The organism is Neobacillus vireti (assembly GCF_036962345.1).
GTDB classification, from domain to species: Bacteria; Bacillota; Bacilli; order Bacillales; family Cytobacillaceae; genus Neobacillus; species Neobacillus vireti_A.
The window spans coordinates 205702-224301 of record NZ_JBALNB010000015.1 but is presented as its reverse complement, the minus strand read 5'-3'; the positions used below and the strand labels follow the sequence as shown (position 1 = coordinate 224301).

The 18600-nt window shown below is 38.7% G+C and carries 15 protein-coding genes; 11 read left to right on the top strand and 4 right to left on the bottom strand.

Annotated features, from left to right (window positions below; genetic code table 11):
• Window positions 1-19 precede the first annotated feature (19 nt).
• Window positions 20-1585, bottom strand: coding sequence for a fatty acid--CoA ligase (locus tag V7108_RS18975; RefSeq protein WP_335569108.1), 1566 nt, complete (start codon window positions 1583-1585; stop codon window positions 20-22).
• A 15-nt stretch (window positions 1586-1600) separates the two neighbouring features.
• Window positions 1601-2746, bottom strand: a complete 1146-nt coding sequence (locus V7108_RS18970; RefSeq protein WP_335513194.1) for an acyl-CoA dehydrogenase family protein — start codon at window positions 2744-2746, stop codon at window positions 1601-1603.
• Between the two features lie 294 nt (window positions 2747-3040).
• On the opposite strand from V7108_RS18970, the gene V7108_RS18965 reads away from it, so the two are divergent.
• Window positions 3041-4321: a GDSL-type esterase/lipase family protein gene (locus V7108_RS18965; protein ID WP_335569107.1), complete on the top strand. Its 1281-nt coding sequence runs from the start codon at window positions 3041-3043 to the stop codon at window positions 4319-4321.
• A gap of 50 nt (window positions 4322-4371) precedes the next feature.
• Here the strand turns inward: V7108_RS18965 and V7108_RS18960 are convergent, their stop codons facing one another.
• On the bottom strand, window positions 4372-5556 hold the full coding sequence (locus V7108_RS18960) for an MFS transporter (protein WP_335569106.1): 1185 nt from the start codon (window positions 5554-5556) through the stop codon (window positions 4372-4374).
• 180 nt (window positions 5557-5736) lie between these two features.
• On the opposite strand from V7108_RS18960, the gene V7108_RS18955 reads away from it, so the two are divergent.
• Genes V7108_RS18955 through V7108_RS18945 form a run of 3 tightly spaced genes read left to right on the top strand, consistent with a single transcriptional unit; the run spans window position 5737 to window position 8142 of the window.
• Window positions 5737-6699 carry a D-2-hydroxyacid dehydrogenase gene (locus V7108_RS18955; RefSeq protein WP_335569105.1) on the top strand — a complete coding sequence of 321 codons (963 nt, stop codon included), beginning with the start codon at window positions 5737-5739 and terminating at the stop codon, window positions 6697-6699.
• Between the two features lie 15 nt (window positions 6700-6714).
• The gene (locus V7108_RS18950) at window positions 6715-7686 is read left to right on the top strand and encodes a glycerophosphodiester phosphodiesterase (protein ID WP_335569104.1); all 972 of its coding nucleotides are present in this window, start codon (window positions 6715-6717) and stop codon (window positions 7684-7686) included.
• A 48-nt stretch (window positions 7687-7734) separates the two neighbouring features.
• Complete coding sequence (locus V7108_RS18945) at window positions 7735-8142, top strand: DUF1761 domain-containing protein (RefSeq protein WP_335569103.1); 408 nt, start codon at window positions 7735-7737, stop codon at window positions 8140-8142.
• A gap of 49 nt (window positions 8143-8191) precedes the next feature.
• On the opposite strand, the gene V7108_RS18940 is transcribed toward V7108_RS18945, so the two are convergent.
• Entirely contained in the window at window positions 8192-10945 is a 2754-nt protein-coding gene (locus tag V7108_RS18940; RefSeq protein ID WP_335569102.1) for a dynamin family protein, read from the bottom strand.
• A gap of 396 nt (window positions 10946-11341) precedes the next feature.
• Here V7108_RS18940 and V7108_RS18935 point away from each other — a divergent pair, with 396 nt between their 5' ends.
• The 7 genes from V7108_RS18935 (at window position 11342) to ilvD (ending at window position 18306) form a co-directional block, all read left to right on the top strand.
• A complete protein-coding gene (locus tag V7108_RS18935) occupies window positions 11342-11623 on the top strand; it encodes a hypothetical protein (RefSeq protein ID WP_335513622.1) in 282 nt (93 codons plus the stop codon).
• A gap of 142 nt (window positions 11624-11765) precedes the next feature.
• Window positions 11766-12101, top strand: a complete 336-nt coding sequence (locus tag V7108_RS18930) for a MerR family transcriptional regulator (RefSeq protein WP_335569101.1) — start codon at window positions 11766-11768, stop codon at window positions 12099-12101.
• A gap of 154 nt (window positions 12102-12255) precedes the next feature.
• Window positions 12256-13536 carry an ammonium transporter gene (locus tag V7108_RS18925; RefSeq protein WP_335569100.1) on the top strand — a complete coding sequence of 427 codons (1281 nt, stop codon included), beginning with the start codon at window positions 12256-12258 and terminating at the stop codon, window positions 13534-13536.
• Window positions 13537-13593: 57 nt separating this feature from the next.
• The gene (locus tag V7108_RS18920) at window positions 13594-14562 is read left to right on the top strand and encodes a DUF294 nucleotidyltransferase-like domain-containing protein (protein WP_335569099.1); all 969 of its coding nucleotides are present in this window, start codon (window positions 13594-13596) and stop codon (window positions 14560-14562) included.
• The gene (locus tag V7108_RS18915; protein WP_335569098.1) at window positions 14562-15296 is read left to right on the top strand and encodes an exonuclease domain-containing protein; all 735 of its coding nucleotides are present in this window, start codon (window positions 14562-14564) and stop codon (window positions 15294-15296) included. The genes V7108_RS18920 and V7108_RS18915 overlap by 1 nt, the downstream gene beginning before the upstream one ends.
• Before the next feature lie 422 nt (window positions 15297-15718).
• Window positions 15719-16627 (top strand): branched-chain-amino-acid transaminase, encoded by a 909-nt coding sequence (gene ilvE / locus V7108_RS18910; protein ID WP_335513613.1) that lies wholly within the window; start codon window positions 15719-15721, stop codon window positions 16625-16627.
• An 11-nt stretch (window positions 16628-16638) separates the two neighbouring features.
• Window positions 16639-18306, top strand: a complete 1668-nt coding sequence (gene ilvD / locus V7108_RS18905; protein ID WP_335569097.1) for a dihydroxy-acid dehydratase — start codon at window positions 16639-16641, stop codon at window positions 18304-18306.
• Window positions 18307-18600 lie beyond the last annotated feature (294 nt).

Below are 18600 nucleotides of genomic sequence, written 5' to 3'. Positions count from 1 at the left end.
TCCCGGCAGCCCTCTCCTATCATCTACCCTGTGTAAACAGCTCTTCTAACTGTTTCCGCAAAACAAATTTTTGGATTTTCCCACTTGCATTCCGCGGCAATGCTTCACAAAAAATGTATTTACGTGGACGTTTATAGTTCGCTAGATTTTCACTGTTTTTACAATAGTCTTCTAGGTCTTGTTCAGTCAGCTTAGGATTTTTTCTCACTACAAAAGCGGTAACCGTCTCACCCCAGCGGTCATCTGGCTGGCCAACGACAGCAACATCGAGTACACCTTCATGTGCATGTAAAATATCCTCAACCTCACGCGGATAGATATTCTCCCCGCCACTGATGATCATATCATCCACCCTGTCATTGACAAATAGAAAGCCGTCTTCATCTAGATACCCTATATCACCAGAATGGTACCAGCCTTTATACAGCGAATTTTCAGTTGCTTCTATACGGTTAAAATAGCCGATCATCATGCATGGGCCCTTCACAATAATTTCACCTGTTTCTCCCACTGGAACGATATCATCAGGATCAGATGGTCCGTCCTCTCTTGTACGAACCACACGAATATCATGATTATATGCTGCTTGCCCAGCTGATCCAGCCTTTCTAAGCTGATCCTTCTCTGATAAGAAGGTGATAGCAGGACCCATTTCTGTCATTCCATAGGCCTGAACTAACTCGATACCGAATTGATCGTGGAGAGCGTGAACTAGACTCGGCGCCATTGGAGCAGCACCATATAAACCAAGCTTGAGACTTTCCGTATTATACTGGCTTAGTTCTTCTTGCAACAGCATGTTCCACATAGTTGGTGCAGCAAAAAACTTCGTGATTTTCTCTTGCTGAATTAATTGTAAGATGACTTTTGGATTGAATTGATGAAGAATGACGTTTCGTGCTCCAGTCTGAATTCTTGGCAAAAAGGCACAATGAAGCTCAGCACAATGGAACATAGGAGCGGTAACAAGTCCAACATCCTCTGAATCTAGCTTTTGAGCAGCAATACATAGCATACTTTGGTCAACCATATTTCGATGACTATGCATAACCCCTTTTGGCCTTCCCGTTGTCCCGCTTGTATAAATGAACGCATAAATATCATTTTCATTAACATCCGCATGAATCTCTTCAATTGACGAACCCGCAAGTTTATCATGATAACTTACTGCGTATGCTGGCGTTTCTTCATCAATAAACCAAAAGGCAGTAGAATCATAACGATTTTCAATCGCAGAAATGACAGACTCTAACGCCTTTTCAAACAGAACTACCTTTGGAGTTGCATCTGATAGAATAAAAGCCACCTCCTCAGGCATTAAGCGGAAGTTAATTGGATTGAAGATCGCACCTATTTTGGCACAGGCAAAAAGTGCAGTTCCTAATTCTTCGGTATTAAACATGAATGTGGAAACACGGTCACCTTTTTTTACTCCTTCGTTTAACAATGCATTTGCAAGGCGATTTACCTGATCATTCCACTCTTTGTACGTATAACGAACATTTTTTCTAACATCGTAAATAGCTTCCTTGTTCGGGTATCTTTTTACAGTTAGTTCAAAAATTTTCCCAATAGTGGTTGTCATCTAATCTCCCCCCATTTACAAACCTAGATTTTTTGCAATAATGGTTTTCATGATTTCGTTGGTACCAGCATAAATGCTTGAAACTTGAATATCACGGAATCTTCTTGCTATCTCATATTCTTCCATATATCCATAGCCGCCATGAAGCTGCAGGCATTCACCCGCGATTTTCTTTGCAGTATCTGTCAGCTTCCATTTTGCCATTGAAACCTTGGTCACCACATTTTGACCATCCATATGCTCCGCTATTAGTTGGTCTAAAAATGCTCTTCCCATCTCAACTTCTGTCGCCATTTCAGCCATCTTGAACTGTGTATTTTGGAAATGGCTGATTGATTTTCCAAAGGCTTCACGGCTTTTCACATATTCCATTGTCACCTGAACCATAACCTCAGCTGCAGTTTGAGCCGCAATCGCAACCACAAGCCGTTCCTGCTGGAGTTTATCCATCATATATATAAATCCTTTACCTTCTTCACCAAGCAGATTCTCCTTAGCTACTCGGCAATCTTCAAAAATCAACTCAGCAGTATCCTGACTATGAAGACCAACTTTGTTTAGCTTTCTTCCCCGTGAAAATCCCGGAGTATCCCGCTCAACTAAGAGCAAGCTGACACCTTTATGCTTTGGTACCGCATTCGGGTCCGTTTTACACGCTACAAGGATGAGATCGGATTGAATTCCATTTGTAATAAATGTCTTTTGTCCATTTAGTATATAGTGGTCCCCATCAAGTTTGGCAGTTGTTTTAATATTAGCTAGGTCTGACCCCGTTCCGGGTTCTGTCATTGCAATGGCAGTTATCATTTCTCCGGTCACACACCGAGGCAGCCAGCGCTGCTTTTGTTCCTCTGAACCAAACGTATGGATATAAGGAACAACAATATCATTATGCAGCCCAATACCTACTAAGCTAGAGCCTACCCGTTCTAATTCCTCATTAATGACAACGGAAAACCCCCAATCAACACCGCTGCCACCATACTTCTCGTCTAAATCAGGACACAGGAATCCCTGCTCCCCCATCTTTCTCCACAAGGAACGGGGAATCATTCGATCTTCTTCCCATTGATCATAAAATGGAACAGCCTCTTTTTCTAAAAACTTTCTTAATGACTTTCGAAATATTTCATGATCGTCCGTTAAATATGGATGCTTCATGATGGTCGCCTCACTTTCTGCTAGTAAATAAAGCGCTTTCAATAAAAGGGATAGCTTACGTTTTTTCCTCTCCAATCGTAATTACATCTTGGACATTACTTCCCCAACCTATTGTACCAAACGTAAAGAATATTTTGAATATTAAACTAGACATTTATTACATTTCTTTCTTCTACATTCTAAAAGTCATAGGTCTTTTTGCATAAATTGTAGAATTATATATATTGAATATTCGAAAAACAGGAGATTATAATAGAATTTGGCAATAGAAAATAATAGTTTGGAGGATTTAAAATGAAATTTAAGAGATTTTCAATTTTATTAACACTCATGTTTGCCTTTAGCACCTTCTTTTCCTCATTTGCTTTTGCAGATGAAAACGTAGAAAAGCCTAATCTTGTTGCATTAGGGGATTCGATTACCTATGGCTGGAATCTTGATGATACCAATGGAAATACAAAAAAATCATCAAAGTCATTTCCAAACTTAATACTAGAACAAGGATTTTTCAATGTAACCAATATTAGCGGCGGAGGATGGACATCTTCAAACATTTTAGCACAAGTTAATGATCCTGCTAATGAAGCAGCAATTCAGAATGCCGATGTATTTACACTGAATATTGGTAGTAATGATTTAATGGGAGCCGTAGGCCTTAGGACTATTATTGATAATGGAACTCCAGTAGACCCAGCTGCACTTCAGCCTAAAGTAGAACTAGCTGCTGCACAATTAGGTAAAAATTTGCAATCCATTTTCGGGAAAATTAGAAGCTTAAACACTGATGCACCTATTATCCTATATAATATTTACAATCCTTTTGGTCCAAGTACTGACAACCAATTTAATGCTTTCCTACATAGTATTGGCGAGCAAATTGTAACGGGTGTAAATACAAATGTTATTTCGCCTTTTTCAAATGTACCTGGCACTTTTGTTGCAAACGCAAAAACTGTATTTGATAACAATCAATCGACATATATTATTCCCGGCGACATCCATCCTACTTCAGTAGGGCAAGCTGTACTTGCTGGATTAGCAACGGAGATACTCATTCCTTTACTTCCTGAAGAACCTACTGTTGAATTAACTCCAGCTCAAACGGAAGAAACAACTGGTCCTGTTACGATCGAAGTTCTTACTAATGTAGAAGAAGTTCTTTCAATGATGTGGTTGGAAGGAACCTTAACAGCTGATAATTTCTACAATGAGGATGGTTTCCCAATAGGAACAGCAATCATTGAAAATAAATTCGAGGTAACCAAAAATGGAACCTACACTATTTATATCCTAGATGGAAACGGCATTGAAGTAGTTCAAACGATAACAATTGAAAATATTAAAGAAAAAACGCCGGCTGAAAATCCAACACCGACACCGCCAGTTAAAGAACCTACACCGACTCCAACACCTGTATCAACTACACCAGCACCAACACCGGCAGTAAAAGCAACTGGATATGCTATTCCAAACACAGCTTCCCCTGCCTACAACTTTGTTGCAATAGGTTCAGTAATCCTATTAGCAGGTTTTGTTACATTACAAATTCAAAAAAGACGTAGACAAGGAGTTTAATTTTAAAAAAAGGTCAGACCCACTAATTTAGAGGAACTGACCTTTCTTTATTAAACAGAACTTTCCTTTGGAGTGACTCTTTTTTTCCGTACCTCGATTACCGTTAGTATGATCGCTGCTATCAGAAATAGACTTCCTATGCGGAAGAGGCTGGCTGTATCGACGAATTGAGCCAATAAACCAAAAATTACACCGCTTAAGCCAATCCCTAAATCAATCGATGAAAAGAACATCCCATTGGCTACACCTCTTCGATTGGATGGTGTTATGGAAAGTGTCCAGGATTGTAAGGTTGGTAATGCACAGCCAAAACCAAGTCCAAACAACCCTCCAGCTATAGCAAGCATGAAATTGGTTTGCGCGTAAGAAAGAACCCACAATCCAACAAATGTAGCACAAATACAGAAGTAAACAATAGCGACCGGACCCTTTTCATCAAACCACTTTCCTGCAAACGGTCTAGCTGCCGAAGCAATAATCGCATTAAGAATGTAGAATAAAAAGATTTGGTCCATGCCTCTTTCTTCCCCAAAGATAACGATAAAGGTTGAAACCGAGCCATACCCAAGACAAATAATGATGGTAATAAGTGATGGGTACCAGCTCGTTTTCTCCACTAATGAACCAAGGTAGGAAAATTTAAGATTCTCCTTTTTAGTTTTAATAACGGCTTCTGGTGTTTGGTAGCGAACCAGTGCAAGCAATACGACAGAAATAAACCCTAATAGGCTTGAAATTACAATGAGGTTCGTAAATGTAGTGACATTATATAGAAAGATTCCTAAACTAGGGGCAATGATATATCCAATCGTGGTTGATAGCCCAAAATAGCCCATTCCTTCACCAAGTCTAGAAAATGGAATGACATCGACTGCCGCTGTACCATTCACGGTTGTTGACCAACCCCAGGCAAGACCATGGACAAAACGGATAAGCAGGAATATCATGACGATTCTTGATAATGGATAAAGAATAGTAATAGCTAAAAGAATAACTGCCCCAATTAAGACAAGTGATTTCCTGTGTTTGTATTCAAGCATATACCCAATAAAAGGTCTAATAATTACAGCACCGAATGCAAACAACCCAGTAACAAGTCCAATTTCTAATCCCGTGGCACCGATAGATTTAATATAAGGCGGTAGCGTAGGAATAAGCATTTGAAAAGACATGAAAACAAAAAGATTCCCAACCATCAACATAACAAAAGATTTAGTCCACAAACGCTCCTTCAATGTAACACCGCCTATCTATCTTCCTACTGAAGATTTGAATAATTATGTTTATTTCGTTTCACTAAATAATAGCATACAACCAATTAAAAGAAAATTATGAAATCAGCGAGAATCGTTATCATTTTTTACTAAATTCCGTTATCATGAATATAAGTAAACGATATCAATATGGAGGAACCTATGGGAAAGAGAAAAATAGTCATTACCCAAAACATAGAGCAGAATCTTATCGATCAAATAAAAGAAATTATTCCTGATTGGAATATTATTACTGGAAAAGATAAAGAGATTTGGCAGAATCATTTATCTGATGCAGAAATCATAGCGGGCTGGAAAAAGGGTATAGAGAAAGAATGTCTAGCACCTAATTCAAAGCTTAAATGGCTTCAAACTTGGAGTGCAGGTGTCAATAGCTTACCTTTAGAACTCCTAGAATCAAGAAATATTACTGTTACAAGTGCGAATGGAGTACATGCCTATCCAATATCCGAAACTATTTTTTCCTTCATGCTTGGTTTAACACGTAAGGTTCATACCTATTTAAGAAACCAACAAGCAAGGAAATGGGACCATTCGGGAATGAAGCTGGAAATGCATAAAAAAACGGTTGGAATCATTGGAGTGGGTTCCATTGGAAGAGAAACCGCAAAAATTGCAAAGGCATTTGGAATGAAGGTGCTTGGCGTTCGCCATTCCGGAAGACAGCAGGTATTTGTCGATGAGATGTATACTACAAATCAATTAAATGAAATTCTTCCCCGATGCGATTATGTAGTGGTCACATTGCCTCTTACTAAGGAGACCCACCGTTTATTCTGCTCCGAGCAATTCGACCTTATGAAACCTACTGCGTTCTTTATTAATATTGGACGTGGCGAAATTGTTCATGAGGAAGCTTTGATACATGCATTACGTGAGGGGATCATTGCTGGTGCGGGTTTAGATGTATTTGAACGAGAACCACTCAGTGTGGATAGTCCATTGTGGGAGATGGAAAATGTAATCATTACCCCTCATACCTCTGGTTCAACTGAGCATTATAATCAAAGAGTGATTGAAAATATTCTCATCCCAAATTTACTAGACTATCTCTCTGGTAAACAGCCTTCTGTTAATCTTGTTGACTTTTTAAAGGGCTATTAGAAGAGGATCAGTACGATGCAGCCAAGCAATATAGAAAACGTGACAAGAGGGAATAGAGTATTTCTCTCTTTTAAGATGATGGTTTCTGCGATCATTATTTTCCTTTTGGTGATTAATTTATTCCCAGTTAAAACGATTGAACAAAAAAGCTTTTTTAATCCAAAGCGTCCATTAGTCATTGCCCATCAAGGCGGGGAGCTGTTAGCACCCTCTAATACCATGACAGCCTTTGAAAATGCCGTTAACTTGGGGGTTGATGTCCTCGAAACGGATATACATATTACCAAAGATGGTCACTTAGTTGCTATTCATGACCCAACGGTCGACCGAACAACAAATGGAAAAGGTGCAGTGTCAGACCTGACCTTAGCAGAAATTCAAGGGCTTGATGCTGGTTATCATTTTACTGATTTAGAAGGCAACTATAGCTTCCGCGGTAAGGGTGTCTATATCCCAACGGTCGATGAAATGTTTCAAGCATTCGGAAAGATGAAAATAGAAATAGAAATCAAAGACGACAATCCTCCTGAAAGAATAAACGAAATTGCTTCAAAATTATGGAGCCTGATTGAGAAATATCAAATGGAAGATAAAATGATCATTGCAGCTTTTGACCAAGATATTCTAACAACATTTGATAAATATGCTAAAGGCCGGGTCGCCTTATCTGCCGGAAGACAAGAGGTTAAAAGCTTTGTGATCTTTCATAAATTCTTTTTACGAAATCTTTATGTACCGAAAGTAGATGCTTTTCAATTACCTATGGAAGACAGTGGCTTTGACTTAACTGACAAAAGATTAATCAATGGGGCGCACCGGCTCGGAATGAACATCCATTACTGGACCATTGATGATCCGAAAACAATGGAAGAACTCATTGACACAGGTGCTGATGGAATCTTGACGAATCGACCTGATTTATTACTAAAGCTTCTTAAAGAAAAGGGTGGAACTAGGTTGATAATACAGATTAACGTTTTATATTGAATTTAACTTATGTTAGAATTCACTGAATACTATAAAGGGGTACTTGGAATGGATTTTTCAAATATAAGTATATTTGCCATTATTTTAGCAGTTATCGCAAATATGATCATTGGAGCACTCTGGTACTCTCCAGTACTTTTTTCTAACATATGGATGAAAGCCTTAGGTGAAAAAATGGAGGATATTGATCCGAAGGGTGCCTACGTGGGTTATGGATTAACCACACTTGGAGGAATTTTCACCGCAGTGGTTATTTCTTTGTTCATTCAATTATTGGACAGAGTTACGATCTTAGATGGAGCATTATTTGGCTTTTTAATCGGTTTAATTGCTGCTTTTAGGGAATTATCCCCAACATTTTTTGAAGGCCGAAACTATACTCTATTCTTCATCAGTGCAGGCTATCACATCGTGTCCTTAACGATTATGGGAATCATCATTGCTGCATTTGTCTAATAGAGAAAGGGTGCCTCATGTATAATCTGAGGCACCCTTTTTCTATTAATTAATACGCGGTTTGTACTCCCTTTCCTGCGACTGTAGTCCATTCAAATTGACGAAGTCTTACCTCAAATAATGTTAACGGATCGCGGAACATTTCGGGATTGGTATTCATTTTTTTCAATACATCTTGATTGGTAGATATATGCAAAAGTGATTCCTCGATTGCTTCATTAAGAATATTCATTGGCTGTCTGAAAAACATGGTGATGTCTCGTTCCAATGATTTTTCAAATAGCTCAAACTGTTGGAAGAACCGTTCCGTGACAATTGCAGTTGGTTCTGAATAGTTATCATTTTTAACAAATGCTTTGTATTTGTTATAAAGCATAGCTTTATTTTGAGATAAGGCGCCAAATAGTTTCCCTGCACTTTTAAATAAAAATTGTGATGGAGTGTTACGAAGCAATATATTGACCTTTTCTAATTGGACCCTGCTCGTCATTCTATCCGTATCACGGCGCCAATCATCCAGAACTTTAAAGTCGCATTCTATCTTAATTCTTTCTTCCCCATACAAGCTATTCAAACCTTCTGCCATTTCATTTAAAAATTCCTGACCTTGCTCAAATTCTTCTTTACTATTAATAATCCATTCTTGGAGTAATGTATAGTATTTTGCCATTACCTCTTTCTCCAAGAAATCTTGTATTCTACTGTTCATTACATCATTGAGCTCCATATGAATCGTGCTAAGATTGCTGTCTTCCTTAATTAACTCGGAACATTCTTGCAGCAGCTTCGGTACAGAGTTCGTAATTTCGTTTTGGATGGATTCTTTAATGGTCCGGAAAGATCTTGTAATAACTTTTATCTTTTGTGACTCCGCATCTTTAAATTGGTTAAGTGCCCCATTTAACTTCATTACCACTTCTTCATTCCAACGCACAGATTCAATTAATTGATTTTCAACATCAATTCTCTTTTGCAACAGTCTGGAAATTGTTGTCCTGATAAAGTATAAAAGCTTCGCCAACCGTTTATCTGCGAGATTTCTAGTATCTTTAATCGATTTAAGGAAATCTTTCATATCGACTAATTGCTGTCCCCTTTCATATTGAGAGGAGAAAGCAAATACTTGAGCCTCAGGTAAATAACTATGAATCTTTGAACTTGTTTCATCGAAAATTCTAATTGCTTCCTGTTCATTCGCAATCGTATCCATTTTATTCAAAAGAAAATGGACTGGAATATCAGGAGCAAGCTCCTGAATTTGTGAAAGAGCAGCTTTCTCTTTATCCGTAAACGAAGCATTTGCATCTAAGACAAATAATAATGTATCTGCCATTTGAAGATATTGTAGCACTTCATAACGATCTCGGTGGTTTCCGCTTAAACCTGGTGTTTCAATTAATGCCAGTTTCTGCTCATACAAAAAAGGAAACGGCTGTTGAAATTCAAAAATCGAATCCAGGGCATTTCGGCGTCGGTCCATTCTCTCTTGAAATTGAGTAAAGTCTTCGAGTGAAAGGGTTTCTTGATCAGTTATTTCTAGTATATTTACGTCCTCGTTGTCCTTAAACATCACGAGTGAAGAAGTAGGGCTATCCTGCAGTTCTTCTCCAAGAATGGTATTAACAAAAGCAGATTTACCACTGCCGGCTAATCCTGTAATGAACAAGTGATGGGTTTCAAAATCGTTCAGTTGGTTTACAACCCAATTCAAGCGATTATTTTCACCCATATCATGCATTTGCGCCCAATTCGTTATTGCTTCAAATAGAGCTAAACACTCTTCTAATTCATCGATATGGCATTCTGTTTCACCAATAAGATTTTCAGCCTCACTGACAATTGCCTTACTAATGCTTGTAGGGAAAAGTTCATTCCATGATAATACTGCAGCTGAAACCATAACGGTATGCTCTCTGACAGATAATCGAAGCCAATTTGTTAATAGTTCTGGTACAAGTTCCTCAAGAGTTTTAATAAAGTAGTTTCCATTTAATAAACTAAAATAGGATTCGTGATGCAGATTTGATAGCAATTGCCATTGATCATTGCGGCTGATATCAAGATTCAGCAGAAGCTGATTCAATTCTTTTAACCACGTAAAATAGGATTCTTCATTTTTGTAGCTGTTCCAAAGGGATGTTGTCAGTTCTTCAAACGTCCCCTTATCTAAATGATAAAGCTCAAATAGGGCTTGTAAGAAATAGGTTGGATGTAAATTGGTTGTAACCCCTTTTTGAACATAAGCATTCACGATATCAAACCATTCAAGAGAGCTAGTTCGTTTCGCTTCATTTACCGCCAGCTCAATGGCATTTTCCCAGTCCTGTTGTTCCTCAAAATAGGCACGGGCAATTGATGTCACATTAGGATAATCTGGGTTTGAATCAATCGTCTTTTTAATAATCTCTACTGATGCCTCTTGCTTGCCTCGTTCAATATAAAGAGAAAACAGCTGAAGTGCCACTTCCGTTTTTAAGGTAAGATTGTTTGTATCAATAGACAGGTAAAGGTCCTCCGCATTGGAAAGAAGCCCTGATTCATAGTAAGCATCCGCTATATTTTTCCGCGCCCAAAGTTCAAGGTCTCCTGCAATGTTTTCCCATTTGAATATAGCTGCTTCAAAATCTCGATTGTGAAAATAAATTTCACCCTGTGCAAAGCGGATTGAAGTTAAATCAGGTAAATCTTTCTGGAGTTCTTCCTGATACGCGTCACCCAACACACGTATCGGCTGCGCCTTTTCATGTTCATTTATATACATTTGATAATATGTTTTGTTGATTAACTGACTTTCCAATGTCATGTCTGATACCCTCCCGTTTCACACTTCTTTGCATTCATATGGAAAAGAGGCAGATTTATTCCTCTATACATTTCGAACAAAGTATCCATTTTTAGTCCTAATTATAAGATTCTACCAAACGTTTTTATTATTCTTATTTCAATTATATATCAATTTGAATACAAAGCCTTAAATTACTTAGCAAGATGGATAAATTAAGCGGAGGCATTTCTGCCTCCATCTTTTACTTTCATCATTCTGTGGCGAGCTTCCTTTCCTCCAGTGGTTAGGGATATAGGTTGCTCAACATAACTTTATATTTCTTATTTATTATGGGCTACTTAGGCGTTGGCCCACACTCTCCGCATATACCTACATAATCTATAGGGTATTAAATCAAAAAGGGAGAGTTGCCCAATGTATCCTTATGGCTATTATCAAGCACCGCCAGTTCAGTATGATTACAATTCGTATGATCCATACGTCCAACAAGACCAGTTTGTCCTACAAGATCAGTTTGATCCTGATCGACAACCACAACAACTTGAGCGCAGAGTCAATCAGCTAGAAAGGGAAAATCAACGTCAAGAAAGAGAAATCAATCAACTTCAGCGCCGCTTGCAACGTGTCAACCAACGTCTGCGTCAAGTGGAAAGACGCTTTAACTTCCCATTCACCCCTTTTGATGGAGAATATTAAGAAAGAAAGTTAAAGAACCGAGCCAAGCTCGGTTTTTTTATTATGAGGCGTAAACCTAAAACAATGTTAGAAAATCTAACATATAATATTGTAAAGATTCAAAATTGTAATAAAATAAACAAAAGGAGAGGTGAGGAAATAAATGACAAATGACTTTTCCTATAAAGATAAAAAGGTGATAACGATTGGGATTGTAAGGGACCTAACCGGCCTTTCAGAGCGGCAAATACGCTATTATGAGGAACGAAGATTAATTTTTCCTGAAAGGTCTGCAGGCGGAAGCAGAAAATATTCGTTTGCAGATGTTGAGTTATTAGTGGAAATTGCGAACAAGATCGAGGATGGTGTTCAAACACATGAAATTAGAAAAGAAATGCTTCGGGCTCAGAAAAAGCAAAATGAGAAGGATATTACAAGAAAGATGATTCAAGGACAATTGAATGCACAATTCGGCATACGAAAAGGTCCATCTTCTTAAGCAGAAGGTGGATTTTTTCTATTGATTTATACATCTCCTCAAAAACCATGGTAGGAAACCTTACATAATTGTAGATTCCCTTCTGCATCCATGTAAAAATACAAATACGCCGAACGGTAAGAATATTAACACGAATTCAAAGGGGGAAAAAGAAATGGATACTTTATTCTTAATGAATAGTTTATGGGTAATGGTTGGAGCAGTACTTGTCATCTTAATGATCGGAGGATTCATTCTGCTGGAAACTGGATCTACTCGCATGAAAAATGCAGGCCATGTAGCCGGAAAAACGATACTTACGTTTGGAATCTCATCGATAGTATTTTGGGCAGTAGGTTTTGGGTTAATCTTTGGTGAAGGAAATCCACTTATCGGACTTTCGGACCTCTTCTACTCTGGATACGAAATCAAAGGTTTGGCACTTTCCGGTTCTGTTTTCTTTTTATTTCAATTAGCCTTTGCAGGGATATCATTAACCATTGCCTTTGGAGGCTTTGCTGAAAGAGCAAAATTAGGAGCATACCTCGTCTTCGCTGTACTATTTTCCGTCATTGTCTACCCACCGATTGCCCACTGGATTTGGGGCGGCGGCTGGTTAGCAGATCATGGCAAGCAAGATTTCGCAGGTTCGACAGTGGTTCACTTAACAGGTGCGATGGCAGCCTTTGCAGCGACAATCATTCTAAAGCCCCGTATCGGAAAGTATAATAAAGATGGTTCCGCCAACAATCTGGCTGGACATAACCAAGTTTTTACTGCGTTAAGCGTATTAGTGTTATGGGTTGGCTGGTTTGGATTTAACGCAGGAAGTACCGTTTCTGTGGATGGTGCATTCTTTGGATTCGTTGCACTAAACACAAACTTAGCGGCTGGTGCCGGCGTGATTGCAGCGCTGATAATTTCCTGGATTGTAATGGGCAAAGCAGATGTTCCAATGATGTTAAATGGAGCCTTAGCAGGATTAGTTGCCATCACAGCCTCCTGTGCATTTGTAGATACTTGGGCCGCAGTCTTAATTGGTTTCATTGCAGGATTTTTAGTATTTTATAGCATTCGACTTTTTGAAAGCAAAGGAATTGATGATCCTATCGCTGCCTTATCTGTGCACGGCACAGCAGGGATTTGGGGAACCTTATCAACAGGGTTGTTTGCAACACCAGAATTGGCTGCAGTTGGTAAGCCGGGTTTATTTTACGGCGGCGGGTTTCACCAACTTGGTGTTCAGGCACTCGGTGTTGTAACGAGCGGGGCTTTCGCCTTTATTGTCTCCTTTATCCTCTTAACCATTATGAAGGCAGTCATGAATGGTTTACGTGTTACTGAAGAAGAAGAAATTATCGGTCTTGACATGAGTGAGCATGGAAGCTACGGTTACCCTGAAATGGTAAAAATGGATAAAACAATAATTCCTTCAGATTCAAAGCTAAATGCTTAATAAACAGTCTTCTATCNNGATAGAAGACTGTTTATTAAAAAGGAGGTACGGAAATGGATGACTAGCTACTTAGAGATTAGAAGATTTCGTGATGACCAAATCAACTGGGTCTCTGATAATCCTATTCAATTAAATCATCTTCACAATGAAATCATACAGCGCGTCATCTCTGTATCCGTAAAACAAACGGAAGAAAAATACGGCTCCCTTCCCTGCCCCTTTACTTTTTTTATGATGGGCAGTGCTGGACGGTTTGAGCAATCACTTTGGAGTGATCAGGACCACGGCATTATCTATCAGCAGCGAGGCACAGAAATAAATGATTATTTTTTGCAATTAGGAAAAGAAATTGCCTGCGGCTTGCTGCTAGCAGGGTATGCTTATTGTGATGGAGGTGTTATGGCAAGTAATCCTTTATGGTGTAAATCACTTCCCGAATGGAGACAACAAGTAACAAACTGGTCCAACAACTCAAACTGGGAATCCGTTCGCCATTTATTGATATTTATTGATGGACGATCCCTTTATGGTGAAGCAAGCCTTCTAAACAATGTAAAGCTAGAAGTTTATCAGTTGATCCATAAAGAGGACCTCTTAAAAAAAATACTTAATAATACACTATACCGAAAGAAAGGAATTGGTGTACTTGGTCAAATTCTAGTGGAAACACACGGACCACATACAGGCTCCTTGAATATAAAAGAGACAGCCCTCTTTCCATATGTAAACGGTATTCGTCTATTGGCTTTAAAAGGGAATATAATGGAAACTTCTACTCTTACAAGGCTGGAAAAACTGTCAGAATTTGAACTGTCATTTAATATGAAAGAATTATATAAACAGCAATTTATGAAATTACTTATCCTTCGTCTATCATTATCACAATCTGACAATTACGAAAATAGTCATTATCTGCCTATCTGCCCTCTTTCCAAAAAGCAAAAGGAGGAAATAAAGGAAATACTAAAAAATGGGGCAGCACTGTATCGTTATGTACGAAATTTAATAGAAAAGGAGGATACCTAATGGGAATGAATGAAATGATTCAATTTTTTAGACAGATATCAGGCAGACTTAGTTCCAACATTTATGCTGGTGTACAAGGACAAACCAATATGCAAAATATTTCCTTCATCAGACATCTTCAAAAAGAAATGAAAGAAAACAACTGCTTAGACACACCCCTTCAAGATTTAGAGGTTGTAGTATTTGATCTAGAAACTACTGGCTTTTATCCCGAAAAAGGAGATCGAGTCATATCCATCGGTGCGATCAAAATGAAAGGCTGCCAAATAGTTAAAACAGAAACTTTTTATTCATTGGTACATTCTCCATACCCTATCTCAGTTGAAATAACTGCCTTAACCAACATTTGCAATGAAGATTTACATCTTGCACCTACAGCCTCAGATGTATTAATAGATTTCTTCAAATTCGTTAAGTATCATCCTCTTGTTGCCCATCACGCCAGGCATGAACAGTCATTTATACAAAAACTAACATGGGATGTATTAAAAACTAGATTCGAACACAGAATCATTGACACCTCCTTTCTGATGCGTTTATCAAATCCTATAATTCGATCAATTCCACTAGAAGAGGCATGCGAACAATGTGGAATTGAAGTAATCAACCGGCACCATGCCCTGGAGGACGCAAAATTGACTGCTCATGTCTGGGGCAATTATTTAGGACTCGCTCAGTCCCTAGGTTATAAGAATTTACGAGAAGTATATGAATACCTGGCAAAAATTAAGTAGCAGCACGTTAAAAAATAAGTATAGTAGTAAACTATTGTTCATATCTATATTTATTCATTAACTGATTAATCCAAGCTGTTTTATCAGTTGATTATAGTAGAATCCCCTCGCTAGATTTCTCCGATTCCCCTGTACAATAAAACCTCAAAAAAAATTTTTTTACTATTTTAATTTCTTCCCAACCTTAATTTATCAACGTTGTAAACGCTACCAGTTTATCCGATTTATTTGAATTGTCAGATTTCTATGTTGACCAAGATTTAGATTGGGTGTAAGATAACTGAAAATATAATTTGTATTAAAAATTCTTACAATCAAATATGCCTCGAAGCATCCCTTACATAGGAGATAAGGCATAGATATTTTTTTACAAACAGTTTTTAACTATCTAATGCGTTTCATCATTAAAAGGAGTGGTTAGGTTGGGAAGTCAATGGATATTCCTTGACGATAAATTTGTCAAGAAAGAGGATGCTGTAGTTTCAGTTTTTGATCATGGATTTTTATATGGAGATGGAGTATTTGAAGGCATTCGTGTTTATAGCGGAAACGTCTTTCGACTCGATGCCCACCTAAAAAGACTGTTCGAATCAGCACAATCCATTATGTTGAATATTCCTTATACAAAGGAAGAAATGACACAATTAATTGTCGATACGATTAGAAAAAATGAACTGGACAGCGCCTATATTCGTGTTGTTATCTCACGAGGTAAAGGAAACCTCGGACTGGACCCTTCCTCCTGCTCAAAGCCAAGCGTTATTATTATCGCTGAGGTACTAACCATGTATCCAAAGGAATTTTATGAAAATGGAATTAAAATTGCTTCGGTGCCCAGCAGAAGAAATCGCCCGGACGTCTTAAGTCCACAAATAAAATCATTAAACTATTTAAATAATATTCTTGTTAAATTAGAGGCCAACCAAGCTGGTGTCCAAGAAGCTTTAATGCTCAATGATCAAGGCTACGTAACAGAAGGTTCTGCAGATAATATATTCATCGTAAAAAATGGAGTAATTTTCACACCTCCTGTTTACTTAGGGGCGTTAGAAGGTATTACCCGAAACGCTATTATTGATGTAGCAAGGGCGAAAGGCTATGAGGTTAGAGAATCTCCTTTCACTCGGCACGATGTGTATGTTGCAGATGAAGTGTTCCTAACCGGAACAGCTGTTGAGGTCATTGCCGCGATAAGTGTCGATGGCCGCAAGATTAGTGATGGAAAGCCTGGAGTCATTACAAACGACCTTTTAGAGGAATTCAGAAAAATCGTAACAACGGACGGAGTGGCTTGTTACCCAGAATCTACAAACCACGCAGTTGTTAGTTAGGAGATAAAACAATGAGAAGCGATATGATTAAAAAGGGGATCGATCGAGCCCCCCACCGCAGCCTATTATACGCAACTGGGGTAACAGTGAAGGACCTAGACAAACCATTTATCGGGGTCTGCAACTCATTTATTGAAATTATCCCTGGACATAAACACCTTAATCATTTCGGTGAAATCGTAAAAGAAGCCATTCGAGAGGCTGGCGGAATTCCATTTGAATTCAACACCATTGGTGTTGATGACGGAATCGCAATGGGACATATCGGAATGAGATACTCCCTTCCAAGCCGTGAAATTATAGCTGATAGTGCAGAAACTGTCATTAATGCACATTGGTTCGATGGTGTTTTCTACATTCCGAACTGTGACAAAATTACACCAGGAATGTTAATGGCTGCAGTTAGAACCAACGTCCCTTCTGTCTTTGTATCAGGCGGGCCGATGGAAGCAGGTGTATCCTCTACCGGAAAGAATCTTTCTTTGACTTCTGTCTTCGAAGGTGTTGGAGCCTACCATAGCGGAAAAATGACTCAGCAGGAGCTGCTTGATATTGAAACTGCAGCATGCCCTACTTGCGGATCTTGTTCTGGAATGTTTACTGCAAACTCAATGAACTGTCTAATGGAAGTATTAGGAATGACGGTTCCGGGTAACGGAACAATCGTTGCAACATCTGAAGAAAGACATGAGTTAATTCGCCAAGCAGCGAAACACTTAGTTGAATTAGTAAAAAAAGATATTAAACCACGTGATATTATCACTCGTGAAGCAATAGACAATGCATTTGCTTTAGATATGGCTATGGGTGGATCGACAAACACCGTTCTTCATACCTTGGCTATCGCTCATGAAGCAGGCATTGAATATGATTTACGAGAAATTAATAAAATTGCTGAAAGAGTTCCATATTTAGCAAAAATTATGCCTGCGTCTGATTACTCTATGGATGATGTACATCGCGCTGGAGGAGTTAGTGCCATTCTTAATGAGTTATGTAAAGTGGAAGGAGCACTCCATCAAGATTGCTTAAGTATTACAGGAAAAACGCTTGCTGAAAATGTGAAGGATGCAACAATAACAAATGAAGCTGTCATTCGGACAAAAGATAATCCGTATAGCCCTGTTGGTGGACTATCCATCCTATACGGAAACATTGCACCAGATGGCGGAGTTATCAAAGTTGGAGCTGTAGATCCATCAATTAAAACCTTTTTAGGTGAGGCAATTGTTTTTGAATCACAAGATGAAGCTCAAGAAAACATTAATAATGGCACAGTAAAAGCTGGGCACGTCGTAGTTATTCGCTATGAAGGTCCAAAAGGCGGACCCGGAATGCCAGAAATGCTTGCCCCTACCTCCGCTATTATGGGTCGCGGTTTAGGTAAAGAAGTTGCTTTAATCACTGATGGACGCTTTTCAGGCGCAAGTCGAGGAATCTCCATCGGTCATATCTCACCGGAAGCAGCGGAAGGCGGACCTATTGCACTTGTTGAAAATGGTGACAAAATCCTAATTGATCTAGAAGCAAGATCTATCGAACTAATTATAGATGATGAGGAACTGGCAGAAAGACGCCGTCAATGGCAAAAGCCAGAACCAAAAATCAAAACCGGCTACCTAGCCAAATACGCAAAGTTAGTTACATCTGCCAACACTGGCGGGGTTATGAAAATTTAAATAAAAATTGCTGCCACTTTAACCTATTCAGGGTTTAGGCTCCCTTTTAATAGCCGAGGTTAAAGACCTATCAGTAGTTTTTGAAAAGTTTATAGTACAAATCGATGACGGGAATAAAGGAATAAGAACATGTATTTTCAGAGAGCTGGGGTTGCTGGAAGCCCAGTAATACACCTTATTCCGACATCATCCCTGAGTATTGAGCTGAACAGTCCTATCTAATTAGGCTCAATCGGGTGACCAGTATGGCACCTGTTACAAAAAGAAGCGGTTTTAGAATGTGTTAATCGCTTC

Bases quoted from the DNA above. Each gene is read 5' to 3' on its own strand.
- V7108_RS18975 (WP_335569108.1), bottom strand. From the start codon at position 1,585: ATGACAACCACTATTGGGAAAATTTTTGAACTAACTGTAAAAAGATAC.
- V7108_RS18970 (WP_335513194.1), bottom strand. From the start codon at position 2,746: ATGAAGCATCCATATTTAACGGACGATCATGAAATATTTCGAAAGTCA.
- V7108_RS18965 (WP_335569107.1), top strand. From the start codon at position 3,041: ATGAAATTTAAGAGATTTTCAATTTTATTAACACTCATGTTTGCCTTT.
- V7108_RS18955 (WP_335569105.1), top strand. From the start codon at position 5,737: ATGGGAAAGAGAAAAATAGTCATTACCCAAAACATAGAGCAGAATCTT.
- V7108_RS18950 (WP_335569104.1), top strand. From the start codon at position 6,715: ATGCAGCCAAGCAATATAGAAAACGTGACAAGAGGGAATAGAGTATTT.
- V7108_RS18945 (WP_335569103.1), top strand. From the start codon at position 7,735: ATGGATTTTTCAAATATAAGTATATTTGCCATTATTTTAGCAGTTATC.
- V7108_RS18940 (WP_335569102.1), bottom strand. From the start codon at position 10,945: ATGACATTGGAAAGTCAGTTAATCAACAAAACATATTATCAAATGTAT.
- V7108_RS18935 (WP_335513622.1), top strand. From the start codon at position 11,342: ATGTATCCTTATGGCTATTATCAAGCACCGCCAGTTCAGTATGATTAC.
- V7108_RS18930 (WP_335569101.1), top strand. From the start codon at position 11,766: ATGACAAATGACTTTTCCTATAAAGATAAAAAGGTGATAACGATTGGG.
- V7108_RS18925 (WP_335569100.1), top strand. From the start codon at position 12,256: ATGGATACTTTATTCTTAATGAATAGTTTATGGGTAATGGTTGGAGCA.
- V7108_RS18920 (WP_335569099.1), top strand. From the start codon at position 13,594: ATGACTAGCTACTTAGAGATTAGAAGATTTCGTGATGACCAAATCAAC.
- V7108_RS18915 (WP_335569098.1), top strand. From the start codon at position 14,562: ATGGGAATGAATGAAATGATTCAATTTTTTAGACAGATATCAGGCAGA.
- ilvD (WP_335569097.1), top strand. From the start codon at position 16,639: ATGAGAAGCGATATGATTAAAAAGGGGATCGATCGAGCCCCCCACCGC.